We start from the raw sequence: 2,425 nt of genomic DNA, 5'->3' as shown, positions 1-2,425 counted from the left end.
GGAGCGGCTGGAACGGCGGGCCGTGCTCGGCGGGGAAGAACCGGAGCCGGGCCCCCCGTCCCCGCTGCCGGCCGGCCGGGCTCCCGCGCCGGTCCACCCGCCCGCCGCGGACCCGGAGCCCATGCCGCTGGCAGTCCGGGCACCCGCTCGGAGCGGACCGGTGTCTCGACCGGCGACGGGCCCCCAGCCTGGTTCGCCGGGTCCCGCGTTCACGTCGGGTGATCGTCCCTCGGGCCCGGCAGGTGTTCCGGGCATGGCAGGCACTCCGGGGACCGGGCGGATCGACGCCGCCGGCCTGCGGATGCTGTGGGACGAGGTTCTCGTGCTCGCCGGCCGCCGCAGCCGGAAGACGCATGCGATCCTGAAGGATCACGCGACCGTTGCCGACGTTCGAGGCGACGAGGTCGTGCTGGCCTTCGCCACCCCGACGATGGGCCGGATGTTCGGGCAGGGGAACAACGCCGAGCTGTTCTGTGCCGTGCTGGCGGAGAGACTCGGCGGGACCTGGCGGGTCACCGTCGCTCCCGCGGGCGGATCTGGTCGCGGCGGCGGGCGGCCCGAAGCGGGTCCCGGTCCGGGCGGCGGTGGCTACTCCGGCCATCCCGCCGCCCCCCCTCCCGCCGTCGGCCCCGGGGAGCAGGAGCATCGGCCGGGCGCCGGATGGCCGGCCGGCCCGCCCGGTCCCTCCGAGGCCTCGGGGTTCGCCGGGTCGGGCGGAGCCCCCAGGCCCACCGGCCAGGTGGGAGCATCCCGTTTACCAGCACCAGCACCAGCACCAGCACCGGCACGGCCCGCCGGACCGGCGGGGTTGTCCCCCGACACCGGGAACGGCTACGGCGGCTCCACCGACGGAACCGAAGGCGGCACGACAGGCCGCGGCCCCGGCGGCAACAGCGACTCCCCCGGCACCGGGCACGGTCTCGCCGGCCCGGGCTCTGGTCCCGATGGCGGCCCCGGCCCCGGGGGCGACGGGCCCTGGTCCGCCGCGGGCCGGGACGGCTCGTCGCCCGGATCGGCGAACGGAGTCGCCGCCGCTGCCAGTGCACCCCCCGCCGGGGACGAGCCGGGTCCGCAGCGTGAGGACGAGCCGTCCCTCGACGACGAGGACGTCCCGTCCGGTCCCGGCGGGGCTCGCGGGGGCGAGGAGGCCGCCGTGTCCCTGCTGCGGAGCGGACTGGGTGCCATGATCATCGAACAGATCTCGTCCGGCTGAAGGAGACGTAGGCTCATCGACATGTCTAACCCGCAGGACCGCGCCGGGAGTGGGGCCTCCGCCGGGGGCGGGGCGCTGGGGCAACTCTTCGAACAGGCGCAGAAGATGCAGGCCGCGATCCTCGCCACCCAGGAGGACCTCGCCACCGCCCGGGTGGACGGGACGGCCGGCGGCGGCTTGGTCCGCGCCACCGTCAACGGCGGCGGGGAACTGGTCGATCTGACGATCAGCCCCGAGGCGGTCGACCCTGAGGACACCGAGACGCTCCCGGATCTGATCCTCGCGGCGGTCCGTAACGCGACCACAAACGCCCACAAACTCGCCGCCGACCGGCTGGGCGCGATCACCGGCGGCCTCGGCGCGGGCGGCCCGGCAGGTCCGGGCGGCGCCGGTGGCCTCGGCGGACTCGGCAGCCTGCTGTCCGGTGGCGGCCTCGGAGGCCCCCTTCCGGGTGGTCCGGGCCTTCCCGGGCTCGACTGACAACCGGCGGCACCGGTGTACGAGGGCATCGTCCAGGATCTGATCGACGAGCTCGGGCGGCTGCCCGGCATCGGTCCCAAAAGTGCCCAGCGGATCGCGTTTCATCTGCTGGGCGCCGACCCCGTGGACGTCCGCAGGCTGGCCACCGCCCTGACCGAGGTCAAGGAGAAGGTCCAGTTCTGTCGGAGCTGCTTCAACGTGGCGCAGTCGGAACTGTGTCGGATCTGCGCCGATCCCCGCCGCGATCCGAGCTCGATCTGTGTGGTCGAGGAACCCAAGGACGTCGTGGCGATCGAACGCACCCGCGAGTTCCGGGGGCGGTACCACGTGCTCGGGGGCGCAATCAATCCCATCGGCGGTGTCGGTCCCGACGACCTGCACATCCGGGAACTCGTCGCCCGCCTGGCGGACGGCACGGTGACCGAACTGATCCTCGCCACCGATCCGAATACCGAGGGTGAGGTCACCGCGTCCTACCTGGCCCGGCAGATCGCTCCGATGGGCCTAAAGGTCACCCGCCTCGCCAGCGGCCTGCCCATGGGCGGTGACCTCGAATGGGCGGACGAAGTGACCCTGGGACGCGCCTTCGAGGGACGCCGCGTCGTCAGCGCCTGACACCCCGGCCTGCTGTCACCGGTCCCGCCCCGAAGCCACCCCGGCTCCGCCGACCCGCCACTGGTCTGCCACTGGTCCGCCGCCGGTCCCGCGTCGGGTTCGCCGGGGCCGCTGCGG

General features: G+C 74.5%; 3 protein-coding genes. All 3 read left to right on the top strand.

The features are described 5' to 3' along the window. The first annotated feature begins 253 nt into the window (after nucleotides 1–253). The 3 genes from ACY45C_RS19655 to recR are packed head-to-tail and all read left to right on the top strand — an operon-like array spanning nucleotide 254 to nucleotide 2,308. Nucleotides 254–1,213 (top strand): DNA polymerase III subunit gamma/tau domain-containing protein, encoded by a 960-nt coding sequence (locus ACY45C_RS19655; RefSeq protein WP_462189035.1) that lies wholly within the window; start codon nucleotides 254–256, stop codon nucleotides 1,211–1,213. Nucleotides 1,214–1,234: 21 nt separating this feature from the next. Continuing rightward, a complete protein-coding gene (locus ACY45C_RS19650; protein ID WP_462189034.1) occupies nucleotides 1,235–1,693 on the top strand; it encodes a YbaB/EbfC family nucleoid-associated protein in 459 nt (152 codons plus the stop codon). A 15-nt stretch (nucleotides 1,694–1,708) separates the two neighbouring features. Further along, nucleotides 1,709–2,308, top strand: coding sequence for a recombination mediator RecR (gene recR / locus ACY45C_RS19645; RefSeq protein WP_462189033.1), 600 nt, complete (start codon nucleotides 1,709–1,711; stop codon nucleotides 2,306–2,308). The last annotated feature ends 117 nt before the right edge of the window (nucleotides 2,309–2,425 follow it).

The organism is Frankia sp. CcWB2, from assembly GCF_977927585.1.
The sequence above is the reverse complement of the archived record's forward strand: the minus strand, read 5'-3'. Positions and strand labels throughout refer to the sequence as shown.